Below are 18101 nucleotides of genomic sequence, written 5' to 3'. Positions count from 1 at the left end.
TGAGATGGAGGAAATTATTTTGATTTTAATTCTAAATTTTCAGGCGTTTCTTTGTACTTATTCCAAAGCTGCTAATTAATTATTCATTTTGCTATGTAATAAGTACAATTTAACGGCTGCTGCCAGACGTTCATAGAAAACATATTCATTTTCCATAGGTGCTAATAGCTGACGAATTTTTGCCATTCGATAGCGAATAGTGTTTGGGTGGCAAAAATGAGCAACCGCCACTTCTTTGATATTCCCTTTTTTTGTAATATAGGTAACGGCGGTTTTAATTAAATCTGGATCAGCCTTTTCCTCAAGTATGGGGCCTAGATAGCTATTCACATAGTCCATAGCAAATTTAGCGTCCTTACGATGTAATTCAATTAACAAACTGTCTGATGCAAGGGTTTGGTACTGAAGATGAGGGATTGCTTCGATTTCAGCCATGATGCGTGCATAGTAAGCCTCACGAACAGCAATGGCTAGTTCCGATTGAGCTACATGACAACTGCTATAGCCAAAGGTTAATGATTCAGTTGAAATGGCATACATCCCTAACCATTCATTTAGAAATTCTTCAAATTGAAACTGCTCAGATGAATGTGTAAATAAAACGAAGAGACTCTGTTTATAAGAACAAATCATCCCAGATTTCATTAGGGGCTCTAATTGAAATAGGGGTTGCATCCATTGACTTTCGACATATTCTTGTATTTGAATATTGGCGACAAATACATATTTATCAAAGGGCTTATTGATTTGCTGTAAGAAGGACTTGATTTGTTCATCAGGGACATCCTCCTCGATAAGACGTCTCATCATCGTCTCTAAAAAAAATGAATAATCCTGTGTTTTTGCATAGGCCATCGTTTCTAAAATGATTTTTTCGAAAAATTCATCTCCCCCAAATCGTAATATTGGGAAATTGTTTTTATCCGCATACATTAAAACTTCCTTTGGTAAATCTTCATAGATTACAGGCTTATAAGCTAAAGCACTTGCCCCGAGTTCAATAAGATTTTTCACTGCATTCAATAAATATTCTGGCTGCTGCTTAGCAAATAATAAGCTGCTTAACACAACACTATTTGGTGTGAAAATCGTGTCACGCACAGTTTGAATATCAGGTGAAAATTCAAAGTCTAGAATTTCAACATTTTGAACTGATTTATGTAATCCATTGCGACCAGCAACGACTGTAAAAGCTTTTGTAATAGGTAGTTGTAAAAAGTTCTCCACGTTCATAAGGATATCAAGCAACCTTTCTTGAGATTGAGCTTCTACTACTTATTATAAAAGTAATTGTCAATAAAATTCTATTAGAATTGATGAATCACAGATTTCAACGAAAAAAATCTGCTGACGATTACAATCAGCAGATTTCTAGTAAAATATTTAATGCTTAAAGGTTTGCAAAAATATTAGGCTTTTTATTTTTCAGTGGATTTGTTTGCTCAATGGCATAGCCAACATTCAGAATAAGACCTTCTTTAAAGGCTGGCCCTATGATTTGTAGGCCTACTGGTAAATTGTCTTTAAAGCCACAAGGGACGGAAAGGGCAGGTAATCCTGTTAAGTTACTTGGGCCTGTAAAACGAATGATATTGTCAATTAAATCAACCTTTTCACCATTTAAAGTGGCAAAATTATCACCGATAGTACTAGCTACTACAGGCAATGTAGGTGATATTAATACATCTACCTGATTAAATATTTGTGAAAACTCTTGTTTAATTTGTCGACGCACTTGCTGAGCCTGCAAGTAATCCACTGCAGATGGTAATTCACCTAGCTCAAATAACAGACGGATATCATCACCAAAATCCTGTGGTCTGCTTTGTAAATCTGAATGATGGATGGCTGCAGCCTCTGAAAGGGAAGTAACCAGCTCAGCCCATTCAGCATATTGCAGGGAAGGGATACGAACAGTTTCAACTTTTGCACCCTGATCCACTAAGCTTTGGATACTTGCTCGCACAGCCTTTTCTACATCTGAATCAACGCGATTAAAGAAATAATCTTCGTTGATGCCAATAACTAAACCTTTTACATCGCCTGTGATTTGCTGGCTGTAATTCTCAGTTTTGACATCTACACAAGTAGGGTCTCTATGGTCAAAACCGGCGATAATTTCTAGCATACCTGCCGCATCTTTGACTGTCTTAGTCATAGGTCCAATATGATCTAAGCTCCAGGCAAGCGGGTAGCAGCCATACTTACTTACACGTCCATGGGTAGGCTTTAAGCCAACAATTCCACAGGCTGATGAAGGAATTCGAATAGAGCCAGCAGTATCAGTACCTAATGAGGCAACACTAGCTCCTGCCGCTACTGCTGCACCAGAGCCACCACTAGATCCTCCTGGAATCTTCTCTAAGTTCCAAGGGTTGCGAACAGGTCCATAATGGGGGTTATTATTAGTAATCCCCCAAGCATATTCATGCATGCTTAATTTTCCTGTGAAAATCACACCAGCATCACGAAGCTTTTCTACGACAGTCGCGTCATAGCCTGATACGAAATCTTTATGAATCTTGGAAGACATCGTTGTAATTTTATCTTTAAAATACAGATTATCTTTTAAAGCCATTGGAATTCCATGGTACATTCCACGGTATTGTCCGTTTAAAATCTCTTTTTCTACAATTTGTGCCTGTGCTAAGGCCTCTTCACGGTAAAATGCCATAAATGCGTTAATCTTTGGCTGACTTTCTTCTGCAAAATCTAAGATTGATTTCGTCAATTCTACGGGAGAAAGTTTTTTAGCCTCCAGTAAAGGTGCCAGCTCTTCAACAGACTTTAAATGTAAATCAGTTGTCAATATGATCACCTCCAGGGAGATTACGGATAGCAATATCAGCGTCATCGATAGCGATTCCCTCTAAATTACCTCGAAGCGACTGCATGCCTTCCCACCGTATTTTTAATTGTTCAAGGTGTTCAGATTTTGGTGTAATTCCTTTGTTCTCCAATATTTGTTGAATAGACAAGCTCATTAACAGGATCCTCCCTTGGAAAAAAAGTTTTTATCTAAATAGGTTTCCCTACTAAGAACAAATTTTTATAAAAGTTAATAAAATACTATTATTACAAGCATACACTAATTATGAAATATATCAAAATTATATTTGAATAGTTTGTATATTGCGAAAAATGTACTATGATTAAATATAATTAAAAAAGCTTACTTTTAAGAGAGCAATGAGTGTGTTTGATAGAAATCTAGTGCTTGGGCTACCTCTTTTTACATCCTCTTCACAGTACATTTACAATAAAGGGGTACAATAGATCATAATAACCAATTTAAGAGGTGCAAGAATGGAGTCTGTTGTGAGACAAAGCATAAAAAATAATAATGTATTTTCTTATTTGAAGCATCTATACGAGCAGCATCAAAACAATACATTGTTTATAAAACGTTTAAAGATATTAAAGCAAATTATTCAAGAAAATGCTTTACATACTTATTTTCAACCAATTGTTGATATTCAGTCTATGCAGACTTTAGGGTTTGAAGCGCTAAATCGTCCAGAGCCTTCTCAACTGTTTTCAAATGTCGATCAGTTTTATGAATTCGTTGGACAGACTGACTGTGTTTTTTTATTTGAATGCTTTTGTCGTAACCTTTCATTGCAGCGTTTTAAAGAGAGATTACCCGAAGATTTGATAAATAGAGATTTTTTAGTTTTTCTAAATATACATCCGAATGTACTACTAGATAAGAAATATCATAGTGGTGAAACCTTGCAATTGTTAAAGGAGTTGGGAATTAAACCGCAGCAGGTTGTATTTGAGCTTACAGAGCGTAGTGCAGTGGTAGATTTTATAGAGTTTGAACGTGTGTTATCACATTATCGATCACAGGGCTATAGAATTGCAGTGGATGATATGGGTTCAGGCTATAACAGCCTAAAAACACTTATTTATTTAAAGCCCGAATTTATTAAGCTAGACCGCTCATTAATTCAATTTATCGATCAAAATAGTGAACAGCAACAGCTTGTGACATTGTTGATGGGATATGCAGAGCAGGTAGAAACAAAAATTATTGCAGAGGGTATAGAGCGGCAAGAGGAGCTTGAATATTTGCATAAAATAGGTATTCATTATGCCCAAGGATATGTGATAGGAAAGCCCGCAAAGGAAATACATTTGGGGGAAATAAGGATGGGTGACCATGAAGATAGGGGAAGTCATTGAAACGGTTCCTTGTATTGATGAATTTGTGAAAAACAGAGAGGTGGATTTACTGTTTACTAATAATCTATCGTTGCGCAGTGTTGTTGTTGTCAGAGATGAGAGACCAATTGGGCATATTACACGCACACATTTCTATCAAAAAATTGGTACACGTTATGGCTATAATTTATTTATGGGACGTCAAAACCAGCTTGTTATTAAGGACAATCCTTTAATGGTAGAACATCATGCACCTATTACTGAAGTTAGCACAGTTGCAATGAGTAGACCTCCAGAAGATTTATACGATGATGTTATAGTTACACGAAATGGTTTATATGTTGGGGTAGTTAGCATTCGCGAACTATTACTAAAGCTTGTAGATACCCAAGTAGCTATTGCAAGCTTCTTAAATCCATTAAGTAGCCTTCCGGGTAATAAATTAATTGATGAAAAACTAGAAGAAGCGTTGGTATTACCACAATATAGCTTAATCTATTTCGATTTAGACCATTTTAAAACCTATAATGACACGTACGGTTTTAATAAAGGAGATAAAATCCTACTATATTTAACAGATATTTTGAAAAGAAATATCGTTGGTGTAGAAGATTTTTTAGGGCATATTGGAGGAGATGATTTTGTCGCAATTCTCCCTCATTTTGATACCCTTCCTATTTGCGAAAAAATTATAAATGAGTTCGATGCTCAAATTTTAGACTTTTATAACCCAGAGGATTTAGCTTCATTACAATTTCATAATAGAATGGGGAAGCTAGAGCCCTTTAGATGTACATCTCTATCAATCGCGGTGATTACCAATCAAAATCAACAATTCACCTCTGTCGAGCAATTGTCAGATGCTGTGACGCGTGTAAAAAAACAATGCAAAAAGATTTCAGGAAGCTGTTATTTAATTAATGAATACAAAAAAGAACCCTACCTCATTCATTAATGGGTCCGCACTCCAAAAGTTAGAGCTAACAAACTAACTTTTGGAGTGTTTTTGTATGGCAAAATATAGCGAAGAAATTAAAGATGATAAAAGAGTATTTTGAGGGTAATCTAGGATACCACTTACTTACTTAAAAATATGATCTATCGGATAGCTCTGTCCATGCGAAGCTGGGTTCGTAATTATAAAGAATTTGGCCATGAAGGACTTTCTGTAAAAACGACATTTATTCTGTTCAATTCAAATTGAATGTATTACATTTTATATTTCTTTCCTATTACTACACCATTACCAGTCTTTATCTTGTATTTTCTATATAAAGAACTTCTTTTTCAAAGTAAAAAGATTTAACGTTAAACTAAATTTATTATATTTTGTGTTTGGGGCATAATCAAAGACAAGGAATCGCTTTCATTTTAGGAAATTATTAATCTGAATAAAACATACTTGAATTATAGGGATTATGGGTATATAATTCGATTTACATCTTAATTAAGCATCTTAGGAGGATTTCCATTGTCTACATTACAAATAATTCTTAACGTAGCCGTTTTGCTCGTGTTCGTTGGAATTTTATATTTTATGAACAAAAAACATGTTAAGTTTTCAAATCGTGTTTTTACAGGTTTAGGTCTAGGAATTGCACTTGGTCTTGGACTTCACTTAATTTATGGTATCGATTCTGAGGTATTGGCTAAAACGACTTCTTGGTACAATATTATCGGTACGGGTTATGTGAAATTACTACAAATGGTTGCTATGCCATTAGTGTTTATTTCAATTTTAATCGCCTTTACAAAAATGAAGGTGGGTAAAAATTTTGGTAAAATGGCTGCACTCATTTTAGCCATTTTAATTGGTACGACGGCTGTATCAGCAGCAGTAGGTATTTTATCAGCAACTGTATTTGATTTAGATGCATCACAAATTATGCAAGGTGATGCAGAAACTGAGCGTGGTGCATATATCGAAGAAAAAACTTCCGGATTAGCTGCACCAGATTTACCAACGCAAATTATTGAGCTGTTCCCAGCAAACCCATTCCTTGATTTAACGGGAGCTCGTTCAACATCTACGATTGCTGTCGTAATTTTTTCAGCATTCCTAGGCTTTGCCTATTTACGTGTAGCACGTAAGGATGAAGCGATGGGTGCAACGATTAAGAAGGGTCTAGATGCCATCTATGCATTAGTAATGGGTGTTGTAACAATCGTTTTACGTTTAACACCATACGGTATCCTTGCCATTATGGCACGTACAGTAGCAACATCTGATTTTGGGGCAATTTATAATTTAGGTAAATTTGTTATTGCATCCTATGCAGCACTATTTATTGTGTTAATAGTACACTTATTAATCTTAACATTAAGTGGTTTAAATCCATTTACGTATTTGAAAAAAACCGCAGAAACACTATTATTTGCCTTTACATCACGTTCAAGTGCTGGTACTTTGCCAATGAACATTAAAACGCAAACTGGCCGTCTAGGTGTACCAGAGGGAATTGCGAACTTCTCAGGTTCATTTGGTTTATCGATTGGTCAAAATGGCTGTGCCGGTGTCTATCCTGCGATGCTAGCCATCATGATTGCGCCTACTGTTGGCATTAATCCACTTGATCCAGTGTTCATCATTACTGTGATTGCAGTAGTGGCAATTAGTTCATTTGGTGTAGCTGGTGTTGGTGGAGGTGCAACATTTGCAGCAATTCTAGTCTTATCAGCTCTTGATTTACCAGTTGCGCTTGCAGGTATTTTAATCTCTGTTGAGCCATTAATCGACATGGGTCGTACGGCACTAAATGTAAGTGGTTCTATGACAGCGGGTGTAACAACTGCACGTGTAACCAAAGAATTGGACACAGACATGTACAATAATAAAGAATTAGGTGCCCAAGTATCAGACCTATAAAAATTAAGAAGGAGCTATTCTCTATTGAGAGTAGCTCCTTTATAACTGCTTGTGAATAGCCATTGTTTTTAATAATTGGGCATTTAAATTATTTTGACATAAAAATCCTTACCATTAATTAGTTCGCTAAGTTCAATGGCATAATTGGTTTTATAATAATCGTATATATCGCGTGCTAACCCGGAGTGACCATTTAAATATGTTCCCTTTATAATTTCCTTGCGTGGATTATGAAAATCAAAATACAAGCGTGAATCGTGGCACATTGTATCCAAAATAGCTTTAAACTCTTGCTCTTCAATATGAATTCCGCGCGTATATTTGCATTCTCTGCGGTACGTATCATGGGAAACATTGACTGGGAAAGGCTCAAGAATCATTTCGATTTTTTTATTCAAATGTCAACAGCTCCTTTTAGGATATTAGCAACATGACTAGATGAAATTCAAAGATGGTTATTTTAATGAGTTAATCTTATAATTAAGTATATAATTGTCAGAAAATTATATCAATATTTTTCTACCAATCTTGCTGCGCTATTTCCTCAGCTATTACCTGTAAATCGTAAGCATTAATTGTTATAAGTGTGTAGTCGTGAGTGTCCATATATTTTTCTGCTAGACGCTTCATATATTTTGGGGAGCCCTCGTTTTCTTCATCATAAACAAGGAGCAGACCATCTGTATTTTGAATGATAAATTTATCCTTTTCGATAAATTGCCAGGGAGCCTCATATGGCTTTTTCGTAACACTCGTCACAAAATCTGCTTGACCTAGTAAGGCTTGATATTTTTCCTTTTTATGGTCCTGCCAATTTTTCTCCTGCTCAAGGAAGGGAGTAATAACAGCATATTTTAAATGAGGGAATTCTTTTTTTAATAGCAAGACAATTTCAGCTCCCCAAGTTTCTACACCGGGCTGTCCACTAATGATAATCCACTCTAATCCTTCATCAATTAGTATACGTAGACGGGTTTCAAGCGCTTTTTTGATAATGGCTATACCTGGATGCTTGTCATTGAAAATTCCGAGTTCATGAGGCTTATAGCCAGTGATAATGAGTCGTTGTAACAATAAAATGCCCCCTAATCTGTATAGTAGTAATAGTATACAGTAGGAGGCAATAGAAAACGAATTCCTTTATGCTTTACAGTCGTTATAAAAAATTAAAATGCAAATAGTGTTAGGACTACAGCTACAGCCGCACAGATGCCTAAAAACCACCATGTGTCTGTAAAGTCCTCTTTGGTGTCACTATTCATGTGTTACCTGTCCTTTCTTTTTAATCTGTCCATTCCATGACCAATTTGTCCATGCTCGGAGTACAGCTTCGAATGGTCCACGCTTAAATTTCTTTAAATAGGCAATGCTAAACGCGCATTGCAAGCTATAAACTATAATCCCGAATACAATGCCGCCAAGAACGCCCAGCTTACTATATAATCCTAGGCCATATCCGTAAAAGATTGTTGTACAAATAATGGTTTGCATTAGATAATTAGTAAGTGATAATTTACCAACACTTTCAAAGGCAGGGGAGAGCAATTGAACAGGACGTGATTTAAATAATAGTGCTGCTAGGCAGACATAGCCAATTGCTAAAAGCTGTGAGCCTCCCATTGCTAAAAGATTTGAGAGATTATTTTCTATAAAACTAAAACTTTTACAAGCTAGCCCAATCGGAACAAGTAATGCACCTAGTTTATACCATTTTTTCTCGCCCTCCATATTCACAAATGCTTGCTTTTTAGCGAATCCCATACCAAGTAGGAACAAAGGAGCGTAGAAGATAGGTGCAAATATAAGGATGATGAAAATATAGGAAGGATCATCCATTCCAGGAGGTAAAGTATTTGCTCGAAAATCATAAATATCTAAATAACTTCCATTTGCATACACATGATCGGCTTGCTCGATGTAAGTCTCTAATTCTTTTTGTTCCTTTTTAGTTGGGTCCATGTGACCGAATGTTAAAGCGGTTGTCAGTACAAAAAGAATCCCAGCCCAAATAAAAAGCGTTTTTGGCTTACGGTTAATAAAAGGGAGTAAAAATAGAGTCATACAGCCATAGGATAAAAGTATATCTCCTTCCCATAACAGTGTTGAATGAAGCCAGCCAAGTGCAATAAGCCCAGTGGCACGACGTAAAATGGACCAGCGACTTTTATTTTTTCTTTTACGAATGGATTCAATCATTTTAATAAGAGAGAAGCCAAATAAAATTGTAAAAATAGGCATGAATGATCCTTCAATGAAGATTTTAACGAAATATAAAGCACCATTATCGATGGTTGAAAGATGTTGAAGCTCATCTTTACCATACATGCCAAATTGGAAAATCAGTAAATTCGCCATTAAGATGCCAAATAAACTAAAGCCACGCATTGTATCAATGAAGGTTACACGGTTTGTTGTCATTGCGTTTTATCTCCTTAATTGGTTATCTTATACATAGTGTAATTAATAAAGCTTATGGCTAAATAATGACAGCCTTAAAGTAATCTTAAAAGTAGGTGGTAGAATGCAAGATGCATCAATTTTAGTGTTAGAGGATGAACGTGCTATTGCGGAAATGATTGAAATTATATTGGGGAAAGATGGATTTTTAAACATTACATTATGTAGCACTGTAGAAGAAGCGAAAAAGAACTTAGAGATGAAAACCTTTGATTTTTATTTATTAGATATAATGCTACCAGATGGAAATGGGATAGAAATGGCGAATTTAATTCGTGAGCGTAGTGATGCGCCTGTATTCTTTTTAACTGCCAAGGGTAGTGATGCTGATAAGCTTCGGGGGTTTATGAACGGAGCAGATGATTATATTACAAAGCCATTTAATCCACTTGAGCTGGTAGCGAGGGTGAAGGTACAGCTTGGACGCTATCTTAAAAAGAAGGATGTATCACAAAACCATCTCTTTGTATGTAGTCGATTTACATTTAATATCGATGCAGCAGAGATAACTGTAGATGGGACAAAGGAAATTATTAGTGGGCGTTTATTTCATTTATTAAAATATTTATGTGAAAATACTGGGCAGGTATTATCAAAGGAGCAAATTTATGAGCGTGTATGGGGCGATTGCTTATTTGATGATAATACTGTGATGGTGCATATTCGAAAACTGCGAGAAAAAATAGAAAAGAATCCAGGTAAACCAACTTGCATTATAACTGTAAGAGGCATTGGTTATAAACTTGTTGGAGATGCTCTTTCATGAAGCCAGCCAGAAAATTAACACTTCGCTTTGTATCTTATTTCATTGTCTTTTATTTGCTAATTATCTCAGGCTTTGTCATTAGTTTGGTGTCCTTCGGGATCTTTATCAATAAACGAGTGGGCGATAATATTCATGTAATGACCTCCTACGAAATTAAAGATGATGCTGTTGTAGAAAAGGGAGCATCTATTAAAATTGCTGACTATTTAGTGAAGAGAGCGAATGAGAATGCAGGACAGCTATACTTATTTGATCAATCCATGAACATCGTTGATTACACAGGAGACATATGTGAGCTATGTGGAATGACGGATAGTGAGGTATTGAATCTTAAGAGACTAGGTATGCATACATGGGAGATTCCTGACTATTATTTATTATTTCTGCCAATATCACCTGTTCAGTCAATTATTGAGGATTCACTTCAAGGTTGGGAAGAAAAAGGAGAGATACCGTCAGAGCTACTTCCACGTATTCAGGATAAAAAGGCATCTATTGAAATCTATAATGAGCAATGGGACCGTGTAGAAGTCATTGGAGAGCGTTATAAAAAACTCAATAAGCCACAGTTGCTAGAAGAAAAATACGATATTTTTGAGCATGCAGAGTTAATACAGAGTGCAGCTTTAGAAAATGGTTCAACACTGGTTGTGCGCATGCCAAATCCATCGTATAAGCCATTTGAGGAGCCATTTAATAAAGCAATGCTGTTATTTATCTCCACCTTTTTTGGAGGGCACATTATCTTGTTAATTGGTGTAATATTTTTATCGATAAGCATTTCTCGTCAATTTGTACGACCACTTGTTTATGTATTATCTCGAATCGACCGACTTACTCAGTTTGATTATAGTGAGGTAAGTGACAAGAATATTCATCATCAGAAGACAGGGAAGCTAAAAAAGAAATTTAAATTATTTCAACCTGTGGATGAATCTCTCAACCATTTATCAGAACGACTTTCTTTTAATGAACGGCAAATTAAACAAGCAGAGCAATTACGCGAAGAGTGGATTACAGGGCTATCACATGATTTAAAAACACCTCTTAGCTCAATTTATGGTTACTCCACTATGCTTGCTTCAGAAGACTATAATTGGTCAATGGAGGAAATGCGTATTTTTGCAAGTACAATGCAGGAAAAAGCAACGTATATGGATGCACTTATTCAGGATTTAACCTATACGTATCAATTAAAAAATAAAGCCATTCAACTTGAAAAAGTATTGATACCACTTGCTTCGTGGCTACCAAAGTTCGTGGATGAGCAAGTATCTGTAAATGTATATGGAGATGTTATGTTGGAAGCTGATGAGCTTTTGTTAAAACGAATTTTAGATAATTTGATTACCAATGCGAAAAAATATACACCTAAAGGCACCAAAGTAATGGTAGATGCACAGCAAATCAATAAATCTGTAGTAATGACAATCACTGATCAAGGACCTGGCATACCACAGGAAGAGTTAGATAATTTATTTGAACGATATTATAGAGGTACTAATACTACGGATGATACTACTGGTACAGGATTGGGACTAGCTATTACGAAACAATTAATTGATCTGCATAATGGATCGATCAGCGTTCGAACAGACTCGGATGGCACAGTTTTTGTTTTAACGTTTCAATGTCAATCATTATAAAGAAGGGTAGTACAGGTGATGATTCACTTTGTACTACCCTTTGCTTTATTTTTTGCATCTCTCAGATGGCTGCTCAACTTTTACATATCGCCAAAGGCTATTGGCAATATCCCGTGCTTCTGCTACGTGCTCCGTTCCAACGAAAGCTTTACGGAAAGGTGTAAGAAGTGATTCAATGATAAAAAGCTTTGGTTTTTCACGCTGTAGTTCCTCTAATAAAAATTCCACGTATTCTAAGCCTTCCACTGTTTCATTCTTAGATAAACCCTTTTTAAAGCCTCTTAATTGCTCAATAACTGTGTCTTTATTAACTGCTTTATAATTCACAACATTTTGGATGGTGTTAATCATTTCAACACTGACAATGATTTCTTTTGATTCAAGCATAGCAGGTATAATTACGCTAATATTGCGTAATGCTACACGTACAATTGCCTCGCGATTTATATATTTATAATCAGCAATTAAAACAGCCCGCAATGTCAGATTAATCATACCGAGCGTTTGCACGGCACATTCATAGCTTATTGGACTAATTTCTTCTCCAAATACTTGTACAAGTCGATTTGCAAGCCACTCCAGCTCTTGTAAGTGATAATTTATAATGATTTTTTTAAGTTCATTATCCCGAGAATGGAATATAGACTCAAAGATTTGGATTAAATTATGCTCACGATTGACATACATAAGTACTGCTACTTGCTGAGTTAAGACTTCCAGGTCTGTAGGATCTTTCCCGTATAGAAGTTCGTGACGACGATTACTAGCTTCCTCACGCCCCTCATCCAATATGGCGATTAAGCATTCATTTTTAGAAGAAAAATGATTATAAAATGTACCCTTAGAAATTTTAGCTGCACCGATGATGTCGTTAATGGATGTATCAACGAATCCTTTTTCAATAAATAAGTCTCTAGCTGCAGAAATAATTTGTCTTTTTCTTTTATTCATAACCTCACCTTTTTATCAATATTATACTCTTATTCTATAGCCTAAATGCTTATTTATCAACGTTTAAAATTTTTATAGACTTAATTCTTGAAAAAAGTAGACTGCGAGTATAAAATAAGTTTTATCGAAAAACAAGAAAGAATTGAGGGATTTATATGGAAAGTGAGCAAACAATGAAAAAGCCCCCATATGGAATGATTTCGATTTTATTTGTGGGGGCATTTGTTGCTTTTCTAAATAACACATTGTTAAATGTTGCTTTACCAACAATCATGAATGATTTTGGTATAACGTATTCAAAGGTACAATGGCTCGCAACAGGTTATATGCTAGTAAGTGGTATTCTAGTGCCAGCTTCAGCGTTCTTCGTAACACGCTTTAAAAATAGACATTTGTTTATTGCAGCGATGTCAGTCTTTACAATTGGTACAATTATGGCCGGCTTTGCACCTAACTTCGAAGTATTACTAGCAGGTCGTATGGTGCAAGCAGCTGGTGCTTCAAGTATGTCCCCGCTTTTAATGAATGTAATGCTGATTAGTTTTCCAAAAGAAAAACGCGGTGCAGCAATGGGGATCTTTGGTCTAGTAATGATATCTGCGCCAGCAATAGGTCCTACACTATCAGGATATATTGTTGAGCACCATGATTGGCGCATGCTATTCCAAATGATTATTCCGTTTGCTGTTATTAGTTTGTTGTTTGGAATTTGGAAATTAGAGAACGTGATGGAGACACGTAAGGTTCATTTAGATCTACTTTCAGTCCTATTATCAACAATTGCATTCGGTGGTATTCTATATGGTTTCAGTACTGCAGGGGATAAGGGCTGGTCAAGTCCTTGGGTTTATGGCCCAATTTCAGTTGGATTTATTGCTTTACTGATATTTATCTTTAAACAGCTACGCATGGATCAACCTTTGCTAAATTTACGTATTTATAAATATCCAATGTTTGCATTGGGTTCAGCTATCTCAATTATCGTGTCAATGGCTATGTTCTCTGGTATGATTTTAACGCCTGCTTATGTACAATCGATTCGTGGAATTGATCCATTTAAAGCAGGCCTAATGATGCTTCCAGGAGCACTTGTAATGGGGATTATGTCGCCGATTACAGGGAAACTTTTTGATAAATTTGGGCCGCGTATCCTAGCAATTATCGGGTTAGCTATTACAACAGCTGCAACATTCGGGTTAACAAAATTAGAATTAGATTCAAGCTATACATTTATCGTGTCTATGTACACAATTCGTATGTTCGGTATGTCAATGGTTATGATGCCAATTATGACAAATGGTTTAAATCAATTACCACAAATGATGAACCCGCATGGTACAGCCATTAATAATACTGTACAGCAAGTGGCAGGAGCAATTGGTAGTGCTGTAATGGTTACGTTTATGAATAATCGTACAAAAGCTACAGCCCAGGATTTAATTGCAGAAGCTAAAGCGAATGCAGCGCAATCTGGAGTAGCTCCAACACCTGAACAAATGCAGCAAATGCAGGACCAAATTATGCAAAATGCCTTATTGGATGGGATTACGCACTCATTCTTTATAGCAGCTTGCGTTACAGTAATTGCCTTTGTCCTTGCATTCTTCTTAAAACGTGTAAAAATTGAAAGTACAGCTGCACATATGGATTTGAAAAAACCAACTAAATAATTTATAACCTGCCAGAAAAAACTCTATACTGGCAGGTTTTTTCTTTGTAGTAGGCATAAAAATAACCCGTTTTTGTAGACACAATAGTGAATACAAAACGGGTTGATATTAAATATCTTTTTTAAATAATGCCCCTGGCCAAAATGCATATTTACCCAGAACGGTAGTGATCGCTGGAACTAGTAAAGGACGCACAATGAATGTATCTAGAAGTACGCCAATTGCTGTAACGACACCAAACTGCACTAATACTTGAATTGGTAATGTTGCAAGTACTGCAAATGTTCCAGCCAAGATTAGCCCAGCAGATGTAATGACACTACCTGTTCTAACAACACCTTCTTCTACTGCAGTTAAATGATCTGAAGTCTTACGTTTTTTCCATATCTCTGAAATCATAAAGATATTATAATCTTCTCCAAGTGCTACTAAAAAGACAAAGGCATATAGTGGAATAGCTCCTGAAATGGCTTCAGCTCCCATAACATGATGTAAAATAAGCCAGCCAGCCCCAAGTGCACCGAAATAGGAAATAATAACAGTGGCTAATAAATAAACTGTCGCTGTAAGGGAACGAAGATAGATAAATAATAATAGAGCAATCAAGGCAATCATCGTTGGCATAATAACTGTTTCATCCCTTACAGTAATTTGCTGCGTATTATATTGACTAGCTGTCTCGCCGCCAATCCATAGATGCTGATCTGCCTCCTTAATACCTTCAGTTTCAAGCATTTTTCCAACTTCTGCTTTCAGCTCTGGAATATGTGCTAATGCCTCCTTAGCATAAGGGTTTAAATTTAAAGTCAGTTCATACAATTGTATATGATTATTCTTTTCTCCAATTTGAACATCTGAAACACTATCAATATAAGAGATAGATGCTAATTGCTGTTGTAAGTTAATATCTTTTCCGTTAGTGTCAATGACTAGCTGTATAGGTGCTAATTCACCAGGGGAGAAATTTTCTTCTATTAAAGTAAAGCCTTCACGTGACGGCATATCCTCTGGGAAGGAAGATAATAAATCAAATGTATATTGAATGCGTGGCACAAATACGGTTAAACCACCTAATAATAATAAAGTTGCTACAATCACAATCCATGGTTTATGTGTCACGAAATGCCCGATTTTATGACTTGTTTTATGGGAAGGCTTGTTTTGTTTTTTGCCTTTCCTTTGAGCCATGTCCACTGTTCTAGGTACAAATGGGAAGAATGCTACGCGACCGATTAAGACAAGAATTGCTGGTAGGACAACAAGTGCCGCAATTCCCATTACAAGTACGCCAAAGCTAAATGGAACTGCAAAGCGTTGAAATGCACCGTAATGGGCAAGACTAAGAGTAGCTAGTCCAATCACAACAGTTAAGGCACTCATCAAGATTGCGCCGCCAGATTCCCTTACAGCAAGCTTCATAGCAGTTGATTTATCCTCAACCTCAAAGAGAATTTCGCGGTACTTTGAGATTAAAAATAGACAATAGTCTGTACCTGCACCAAAGAGTAATACGGTCATAATAGAAACAGCCTGCGAATCCTTAGCAATCCATCCCTGATCAGCAAAGAAGCCCAGTGTCGGACTGATGACACCATAAGCAAGACCAACGACGATTAAAGGAATAACAGCCAATAGTGGTGAACGGTAAATAATAATTAATAGCACTAAAACAAGGAGTACAGTCGCCATTAATAATTTTGTATCAGCTTTTGAGAAAAGGCTGACGGCGTCTGTTGCAATGCCAACTGGTCCAGAATAACGGACATGAAGTGCATCACTGGCCAAGTCCTTTTTTGATTGGACATTATATTCATCCATTGTTTTCGTTAATGCATTTAAACTCTCTTGCAAAACATCTGTTGCTAGTCCTTTTTCAAAGAAAACAGGAGTAACAATGGTTGTGCTGTTTTCAGATGCGGATGCAGCAATGGCTTGTGTAGGCATTTGATCATAAGGTGGAATCAGTGTTTGGTGAGCTAAAGGTTTATCTGTTAGCTCTCCATAAATCTTTTGGATAACACCAAAATCATCAGTAGTTAGACCATTTTCTCGGTGCCAAACAAGTAATAAAGGTGTACCTGCTTCATTAGGAAATTGTTCTGCAATAATAGCAGCAGCTTGTTCTGACATTTCTGTACTAGGTAGATTTTTACCTGATTCACTTTCAATGCTATTGATTTGTGGCCAAGCAAGGGATAGAACAGTAACAAGTAAAACCCAAAAGACAAGAGTTAAAATGCGCCCCTTTTTACTTGCTACCATCGAGCCCCATTGCTCGAGTGGACGTTTTTTCACGAGAAGACCTCCATTCCGTATGAGTATTATTAATTATATATACTAGTAGGTTAATTAATCAATTACGAAATACTAATATGTTATACTATGTTTAACTTCTTTCAGCAATATTTTTTGTATCGAAAGCGTAGCGGCAGATGTTTTATGCGCGTAAGCGTAGCGGCAGCGGCAGATACAGAAGTCTCCCACCTCTATAGGTGGTGAGCTGAATGCGAATTTAATTTTCAGAGGGTGTCCAAACTTCCGCTGAAAGAAGTTAAAGCCTCCGGCGGATGTCACGGAATCGAAAAGGAGTTCTTAAAGGATGTTAGCCTAAAATCATCGCATCCATGCGATAATGGCTAACTGACCTGCATCACGCAGGCCTAAGCACAAAGCCGATTCCGGACGCAATTATGCCGAGGCATAATTGATAAACAATGCTTTAAAAGGAGGCGATATGATGAAACAGTCGCCGCGTGTTCTCGGAAGACCTCGCCATAATGAAAATGCAAAACCAACAAAAGATATTGTCCTTGAAACGGCCACAAGACTTTTTATAAAAGAGGGCTACAAAAATATTTCGATGGATGATGTAGCAAAAGCTTGTAACGTGACAAAGGCAACAGTCTATTATTACTACCCAACTAAAGGCGATCTATATACATCTGCATTAATTGCAATGATGGATAGGATTAGACTAGCTATTCTACATATTTTAGAGCAGCCAAGCCCCTTTAAAGAACGACTAGAACAACTTGTTGAAGTTCACTTATCTGCTACTGTAGATATTGATATGAAAAACTTTATGAGAGAGGCATCCATTAATTTATCGGAATCTCAGTTAAAGGAAGTACATATCTCGGAAAATAAAATATATCAAACAATTGAACAGGCCATGCAGCTAGAGATGGAGAAGGGGACAATACGTAAAGGAAATGCTACCTTCTTTGCACATACGTTTATGGCGATGATGTCCATTGGATATTTCAAAGATGGGGAAGGAAAGCGATTGTTTAACACAGTACAAGAAACCGCTAAAGAAGTGACCACTTTCTTTTGGCAATCTGTTCATAATAATGAATAAGCACCTTTAAACTCCTTTCGAAAGGTATTATCCGGTAATGTCCTAAATAATCAAAAGTCAAAATGGGGGAGATTTTCGTTCCAGACTATCGCTTTGTCTCTAACGCTTCGCTTTCACGCAGAGCAAGACCCCAATAGACGAATGACGACCTTAATAAGCACTGTTTATCTGCTTCCAAAAAGAGGGAGACAAAAGGATGGACGACAAAAAAATGACG

The 18101-nt window shown here is 36.5% G+C and carries 15 protein-coding genes; 7 read left to right on the top strand and 8 right to left on the bottom strand.

All coding sequences use genetic code 11. From position 1 onward, the window contains the following. Window positions 1-75 precede the first annotated feature (75 nt). From AC2CGN_RS22555 to AC2CGN_RS22545, 3 genes are all read right to left on the bottom strand, one after another. Complete coding sequence (locus AC2CGN_RS22555) at window positions 76-1233, bottom strand: PucR family transcriptional regulator ligand-binding domain-containing protein (RefSeq protein WP_484516369.1); 1158 nt, start codon at window positions 1231-1233, stop codon at window positions 76-78. 157 nt (window positions 1234-1390) lie between these two features. After that, a complete protein-coding gene (locus AC2CGN_RS22550; protein ID WP_429983788.1) occupies window positions 1391-2809 on the bottom strand; it encodes an amidase in 1419 nt (472 codons plus the stop codon). Continuing rightward, on the bottom strand, window positions 2799-2984 hold the full coding sequence (locus tag AC2CGN_RS22545; RefSeq protein ID WP_283870429.1) for a hypothetical protein: 186 nt from the start codon (window positions 2982-2984) through the stop codon (window positions 2799-2801). Before AC2CGN_RS22545 ends, AC2CGN_RS22550 begins: the two co-directional genes overlap by 11 nt. Before the next feature lie 322 nt (window positions 2985-3306). Between AC2CGN_RS22545 and AC2CGN_RS22540 the strand changes: the two genes are divergently transcribed. The 3 genes from AC2CGN_RS22540 (at window position 3307) to AC2CGN_RS22530 (ending at window position 7033) form a co-directional block, all read left to right on the top strand. Further along, entirely contained in the window at window positions 3307-4188 is an 882-nt protein-coding gene (locus tag AC2CGN_RS22540; RefSeq protein WP_484516367.1) for an EAL domain-containing protein, read from the top strand. Beyond that, on the top strand, window positions 4166-5122 hold the full coding sequence (locus tag AC2CGN_RS22535; RefSeq protein ID WP_429988469.1) for a GGDEF domain-containing protein: 957 nt from the start codon (window positions 4166-4168) through the stop codon (window positions 5120-5122). Before AC2CGN_RS22540 ends, AC2CGN_RS22535 begins: the two co-directional genes overlap by 23 nt. A gap of 516 nt (window positions 5123-5638) precedes the next feature. Further along, complete coding sequence (locus AC2CGN_RS22530; RefSeq protein WP_484516365.1) at window positions 5639-7033, top strand: L-cystine transporter; 1395 nt, start codon at window positions 5639-5641, stop codon at window positions 7031-7033. An 83-nt stretch (window positions 7034-7116) separates the two neighbouring features. On the opposite strand, the gene AC2CGN_RS22525 is transcribed toward AC2CGN_RS22530, so the two are convergent. From AC2CGN_RS22525 to AC2CGN_RS22515, 3 genes are all read right to left on the bottom strand, one after another. Then, complete coding sequence (locus tag AC2CGN_RS22525; RefSeq protein WP_429986583.1) at window positions 7117-7431, bottom strand: hypothetical protein; 315 nt, start codon at window positions 7429-7431, stop codon at window positions 7117-7119. Window positions 7432-7552: 121 nt separating this feature from the next. Beyond that, window positions 7553-8107 (bottom strand): SLOG family protein, encoded by a 555-nt coding sequence (locus tag AC2CGN_RS22520; protein WP_429983798.1) that lies wholly within the window; start codon window positions 8105-8107, stop codon window positions 7553-7555. A gap of 180 nt (window positions 8108-8287) precedes the next feature. Next, window positions 8288-9451, bottom strand: a complete 1164-nt coding sequence (locus tag AC2CGN_RS22515; RefSeq protein WP_429983800.1) for a DUF418 domain-containing protein — start codon at window positions 9449-9451, stop codon at window positions 8288-8290. Between the two features lie 103 nt (window positions 9452-9554). Between AC2CGN_RS22515 and AC2CGN_RS22510 the strand changes: the two genes are divergently transcribed. Next, window positions 9555-10256 (top strand): response regulator transcription factor, encoded by a 702-nt coding sequence (locus tag AC2CGN_RS22510; protein ID WP_429983802.1) that lies wholly within the window; start codon window positions 9555-9557, stop codon window positions 10254-10256. Continuing rightward, on the top strand, window positions 10253-11902 hold the full coding sequence (locus tag AC2CGN_RS22505) for a sensor histidine kinase (protein WP_429983804.1): 1650 nt from the start codon (window positions 10253-10255) through the stop codon (window positions 11900-11902). Before AC2CGN_RS22510 ends, AC2CGN_RS22505 begins: the two co-directional genes overlap by 4 nt. A gap of 45 nt (window positions 11903-11947) precedes the next feature. On the opposite strand, the gene AC2CGN_RS22500 is transcribed toward AC2CGN_RS22505, so the two are convergent. Further along, window positions 11948-12853 carry a TetR/AcrR family transcriptional regulator gene (locus AC2CGN_RS22500; protein ID WP_429983806.1) on the bottom strand — a complete coding sequence of 302 codons (906 nt, stop codon included), beginning with the start codon at window positions 12851-12853 and terminating at the stop codon, window positions 11948-11950. A gap of 155 nt (window positions 12854-13008) precedes the next feature. On the opposite strand from AC2CGN_RS22500, the gene AC2CGN_RS22495 reads away from it, so the two are divergent. Beyond that, a complete protein-coding gene (locus AC2CGN_RS22495) occupies window positions 13009-14523 on the top strand; it encodes a DHA2 family efflux MFS transporter permease subunit (protein WP_429983808.1) in 1515 nt (504 codons plus the stop codon). 108 nt (window positions 14524-14631) lie between these two features. Here AC2CGN_RS22495 and AC2CGN_RS22490 read toward each other — a convergent pair whose 3' ends face one another. After that, window positions 14632-16818, bottom strand: a complete 2187-nt coding sequence (locus AC2CGN_RS22490) for an MMPL family transporter (protein WP_429983810.1) — start codon at window positions 16816-16818, stop codon at window positions 14632-14634. A 442-nt stretch (window positions 16819-17260) separates the two neighbouring features. On the opposite strand from AC2CGN_RS22490, the gene AC2CGN_RS22485 reads away from it, so the two are divergent. After that, window positions 17261-17884: a TetR/AcrR family transcriptional regulator gene (locus AC2CGN_RS22485; RefSeq protein WP_054771559.1), complete on the top strand. Its 624-nt coding sequence runs from the start codon at window positions 17261-17263 to the stop codon at window positions 17882-17884. Window positions 17885-18101: the final 217 nt, after the last annotated feature.

The sequence above is a fragment of the Lysinibacillus sp. DFXJR4 genome, assembly GCF_057196045.1.
This window is presented reverse-complemented; position numbering and strand designations above follow the sequence as displayed.

Excerpts from the sequence above, each read along its gene's own strand:
- AC2CGN_RS22495 (WP_429983808.1), top strand. The coding sequence starts at position 13,009 with ATGGAAAGTGAGCAAACAATGAAAAAGCCCCCATATGGAATGATTTCG.
- AC2CGN_RS22485 (WP_054771559.1), top strand. The coding sequence starts at position 17,261 with ATGAAACAGTCGCCGCGTGTTCTCGGAAGACCTCGCCATAATGAAAAT.
- AC2CGN_RS22545 (WP_283870429.1), bottom strand. The coding sequence starts at position 2,984 with ATGAGCTTGTCTATTCAACAAATATTGGAGAACAAAGGAATTACACCA.
- AC2CGN_RS22510 (WP_429983802.1), top strand. The coding sequence starts at position 9,555 with ATGCAAGATGCATCAATTTTAGTGTTAGAGGATGAACGTGCTATTGCG.
- AC2CGN_RS22515 (WP_429983800.1), bottom strand. The coding sequence starts at position 9,451 with ATGACAACAAACCGTGTAACCTTCATTGATACAATGCGTGGCTTTAGT.
- AC2CGN_RS22555 (WP_484516369.1), bottom strand. The coding sequence starts at position 1,233 with ATGAACGTGGAGAACTTTTTACAACTACCTATTACAAAAGCTTTTACA.
- AC2CGN_RS22540 (WP_484516367.1), top strand. The coding sequence starts at position 3,307 with ATGGAGTCTGTTGTGAGACAAAGCATAAAAAATAATAATGTATTTTCT.
- AC2CGN_RS22535 (WP_429988469.1), top strand. The coding sequence starts at position 4,166 with ATGAAGATAGGGGAAGTCATTGAAACGGTTCCTTGTATTGATGAATTT.
- AC2CGN_RS22505 (WP_429983804.1), top strand. The coding sequence starts at position 10,253 with ATGAAGCCAGCCAGAAAATTAACACTTCGCTTTGTATCTTATTTCATT.
- AC2CGN_RS22500 (WP_429983806.1), bottom strand. The coding sequence starts at position 12,853 with ATGAATAAAAGAAAAAGACAAATTATTTCTGCAGCTAGAGACTTATTT.